Source organism: Aquimarina sp. RZ0 (assembly GCF_008370685.1).
Classification (GTDB): Bacteria; Bacteroidota; Bacteroidia; order Flavobacteriales; family Flavobacteriaceae; genus Aquimarina.
This window is the reverse complement of record NZ_VTZU01000148.1, coordinates 1-4,385: the sequence shown is the minus strand read 5'-3', so window position 1 is coordinate 4,385 and position 4,385 is coordinate 1. Positions and strand designations below refer to the sequence as shown.

General features: G+C 31.6%; 4 protein-coding genes. All 4 read right to left on the bottom strand.

From position 1 onward, the window contains the following. Positions 1-307: 307 nt before the first annotated feature. Complete coding sequence (locus tag F0000_RS26535) at positions 308-658, bottom strand: cupin domain-containing protein (RefSeq protein WP_149627721.1); 351 nt, start codon at positions 656-658, stop codon at positions 308-310. Between the two features lie 400 nt (positions 659-1,058). Further along, positions 1,059-1,949, bottom strand: coding sequence for a mechanosensitive ion channel family protein (locus F0000_RS26530; RefSeq protein WP_149627720.1), 891 nt, complete (start codon positions 1,947-1,949; stop codon positions 1,059-1,061). Positions 1,950-2,080: 131 nt separating this feature from the next. Continuing rightward, positions 2,081-2,935: a prohibitin family protein gene (locus F0000_RS26525; protein ID WP_149627719.1), complete on the bottom strand. Its 855-nt coding sequence runs from the start codon at positions 2,933-2,935 to the stop codon at positions 2,081-2,083. Between the two features lie 406 nt (positions 2,936-3,341). After that, complete coding sequence (locus F0000_RS26520) at positions 3,342-3,881, bottom strand: AraC family transcriptional regulator (protein ID WP_149627722.1); 540 nt, start codon at positions 3,879-3,881, stop codon at positions 3,342-3,344. Positions 3,882-4,385: the final 504 nt, after the last annotated feature.

Below are 4,385 nucleotides of genomic sequence, written 5' to 3'. Positions count from 1 at the left end.
CTCGATCAAAAAAGAAAACTAGGACTAGTGAAAAGAATTAGAAAACAAATTGATAAATTTGGATTAACTAATGATGATTTGCAAATAACTGTAAATCAGTAGTGTAATTTTACGTTAGTCAGAATCATTATAAAAGTTCTCTTTCAAAAAATACTACTTCCTTTTTCTCAGGATCTTCGGCAAACGTACAGTAGTATATTCGGCGGTAGTATAACCGTACAATCAATTTAACTTCGGGATTTACTTTGGCGTAAACAGTATCGCCTGGCTTGAATTTACTTTCTTGTCCTACCATAGATACTTTAATTTAAATACTTATATCCTCATAACCGCTCTTAATGATGGTTGACAGCATTTTAAAACGTTTATTAGCCTTTACTACATTCCTTGCATGAGCAGGAATAATGATTACCTGACCAGTTTCAATTGTATTTGATTTTTCGTTAATGATAATCTCAGCTTCTCCATCTATAATTTGAATGAGGTTATCAAATGGAGATATTTTTGAGTGTAATGCTTCTCCCATATCAAATGATGATATAGTTACGGTTCCTGTTTTTTTCTTCAGAATTGCTTTCATAACTACCGATCCGGGTATGTAATCAACGGTCTCAACTAACTCATGCGTAAGGGATTTTTCTAATTCATTATTTTTCATTGATAATATGTTAGAAGATTAACACTAACTAGGATAAGATGATTTTATAATTTTTCGCAAGGCATTTAGCTATCGCTCCTTTTATCCTTTCTTTTTGCCGCTTTTGCTGCCCTTTTTTCTTTCAAATTTTTTGCAGGTGCTTTTTTACCTGACTTAGCTTTACCTTCTTTTTCTTTTGACATGATTCTCTGTTTTAAGATTATGAATAACGCACCCCATATGGGACGGTTTTAATGTGTATACAAAAATCAGTTAATTAAAGACTTAATGAGTTACACTAGTCTGAACCTACATTACATATATCACACTTTTGTATGATATTACATTAAATATATGGCAACCTATTTACCAGGATTAGTATGATTATATAGTAAGTTGACTTTAGAAAAGAGGCAAATAATTATAATGAAGAAGGTATTATATCGCTCTTCTTTTCCAAAGGTTTTTTATAGACAATTGTACGATGTGGATATGGAATTTCAATGCCTTCCTTATCAAACCTTTTTTTAGTGGATTGATTAATATCATAATGCATTTCGAAGACTTTGTATGGATTATCACACCATACTCTTGCTTTCAGATTCACAGAACTCTCTCCAAATCCAATGAGAAAAACCTGAACAATTTCTAAACCTTTATTTTTTTCCTTCTTAGATCGATTATCAATACAAAAAGGGTGTTTTTCTGCTTCTTCTCGCATAATGGTTATGGCGGTATCAATATCGCTTTCGTAACTAATTCCAATAACAATTGACTCACATATTTTTTCGTTTGCTATGCTACTGTTGATGACCGTTTCACTACTTATGATTGAGTTGGGGATAATAATCCTTCTATTTTCAAAATTGACAATTACGGTGTGTCTTAAAGTAATATCTTCTACCGTTCCTGTATGTTGATTAGCTATTGTGATAAAATCACCTACTCTAAAGGGCTTAAAAATAACAATAAAAGTTCCACTAACAATATTAGATAAAGCTTGTTGTGCGGCTAATCCAAGAATAGCTAGAAAAATACCTGCACTTGCAAAAACCGTAAGGGCATAAGCTTTGAGGGGAGGAATTAGAAAAGTAATGGTAGCTAAGGCAATTAGCCAAAATAGCAAAGCAACAGCATTTTTAAAAAAATGATAATGAGTAGGCGCTATTTGAGAGTTTTTTGAAGTATGTAGAATATATTTATTGAGTATCCATATCGATAATTTGATAAGTACTATAGTAATGATAATAACAATGATAATTATGAAGAGGTAATTGTTACTCCATCTCGTTATAAACTCTATTATTTTCATAAGTTGTGATTTGACTTTAGCAGACCGAATGATAAGCTCTATGCTTATTTTGATTATTACCAGAAATCAAATGAATCAGCACAAATAAAATTGTTAAGAACCATAGAGATTAAAACCCCAGGATCATAATATTATTCTTTTTGTTTTTTAACCACATCACTGACTCCAATAAATGGTATAGCACCTGCACCTGTTACATGCGGTAAAATCCCATTCCATTTTTCTATCGCTTTAAGGTTTGCTTCTATCTTTCTGAGTTCAATCAGATCAGGTGAAATATTCATTTTTTGTAAACGTAGCGCCTCTGCTTCAGCTGTTGCAGCAGCAATAGTTTGCTCTGCCTCCACTTTTATCCTATCTAAATCTCGCTTTGCTTTTAATGCATTTTGTTCTGCGGTTTGTTTTGCTTCAATGGCATCAGTAAAAGTTTGAGAAAAGCTAAAAGAGATAATCGAAAAGGCATCAACAGATATATTTGATGCAAGTAATCTCAAAGTGAGTGCCTCTTGCATTTCGGTGCTGACCGCAGGTCTTTTGGTAATTAATTCTTCTGCAGTATACCTGGCTGAAACGGCTTTCATCACCTCTTGAATTGCCGGATCAATAATACGCTCTTTAAATTCTACTCCGATGGTTTGATACACCAGATTTGCTTTATCTGGTATGATATGATAATTCAGTGCTACTGATAAATCTACATCCTGAAGGTCAGAGGAAGAAGAGGCAGCATCAGTCATTGCTTTTTGGATTTTTACATCTATTAGAGTAACTGTTTGTACTATTGGTATTTTGAAATGAATCCCTTCTCCTAGTACTACGTCTTGAACTGCACCAAAATTCTGAACAATTCCTCTTTCACCAGCTCCCACTTGAGTCCATGGCTTAAATACTATCAATAATATAGGTATTATTGCCAAAATAAATAATTTCTTCCATTTACCATTTTTCAATATGTCATTTATTTTGTTTATATCTTGATTATCCATCATAATTTTATTTTGATACAAAAATGAGATAATTAACGGCTAACTGAGTTACACCACGTAAGACCTATATTACATATATCACACATTATCAAATGTCAAAAAAAGAAAAGATTACTTAGGATAAAAAACAACTTTCAACGCTACCGATTGTCTGTAAAAATAACCTCATTTTTATGGTGATGAATAAAAGGGTGATTTCGTTTATAGGGATCACCCATTAGCATAAGGAATAGGGCTGAAAAAATAGTAGCCATCAAACCTAATGAGGGGTATTTTGTGGTATACAAGTATCAGAACAATATATCCGTTTATCTGAATGATACAAAATTAAGAAAATGGTATCCTGTAAATTAGTATAAAAGATTGGTCTATACATTTAGAATTTGGTTAATATGGTATTAGTCGATTATAAATCTTCTAAATTTTGTTTACGCTTTTCTTTCAGTTGCTTATAAAATGTAGGTGTCAAACCTGTAGTTTTTTTGAATTGATTAGATAAATGTGCAACACTACTGTAGTGTAGTTTATGGGAAATCTCAGTAAGATTTAATTCATCATAAATAATCAATTCTTTGACTCTTTCAATTTTATGAATAATAATAAATTGCTGAATAGTAATTCCCTTCACTTCTGAAAATATATTAGCCAGATAGGTATAGTCATAACCTATTTTTTCACTGATATAATCAGAGTAATTCACTTTGGGTAGTTCATCTGTGTAATGGATCATTTCGATAATAACATTTCTGATTTTTTCAATCAGAATACTTTTTTTATTATCCATCAATTCCAAGCCAGATTTGCTTAGATTTCTCTTCAGTTGTAGACGTTGTTCCTTAGTTATATCTTCTAAGACTTCAATAATACCTAGTTCAACAGCTACATAATGCAATCCAAGTTTTTTCAACTCTTCTTTTACCATGAGTTTACATCGTAAACTGACCATATATTTTATGAAGAGTTTTGTGCTCATGATTTTATCCATTTATATTTCACAAGGTATTTGTTTTATATTATAAATAGGACAGTTTAAGAAAATAAACTCTATAAGAATCTCTAAATTATGAGTAGCTTTTTCCTATAGAGCCAAACAAGGATTCAGACCTTTTACTATTGAAAATTGAGGTTTTATATCATTTTCGAAGATGATGCCCAGACACAAGCTTCTGTAGGCGTATTATAGTCGATACTTCTCTGCTACCTTTTTCCTCCATAATTATATCCTTAGTAAACGAGATTATGAAATTTTGTCCAACATGTTTATTGATATATAATGGATATTTTTCAAGTATAACAGATAGAATTTCGTTAAAAACTAGTGTCCTGGCTATTTCGGAGTGACCGTGCCACCTATTTCGGTCAAATGGTGCCACTTTGAGAGATACTGCAATTATAGTTAAATTTTATTATTATTGGTTTTTTAATTTTCCTTTTCTTAACGATTCACCCA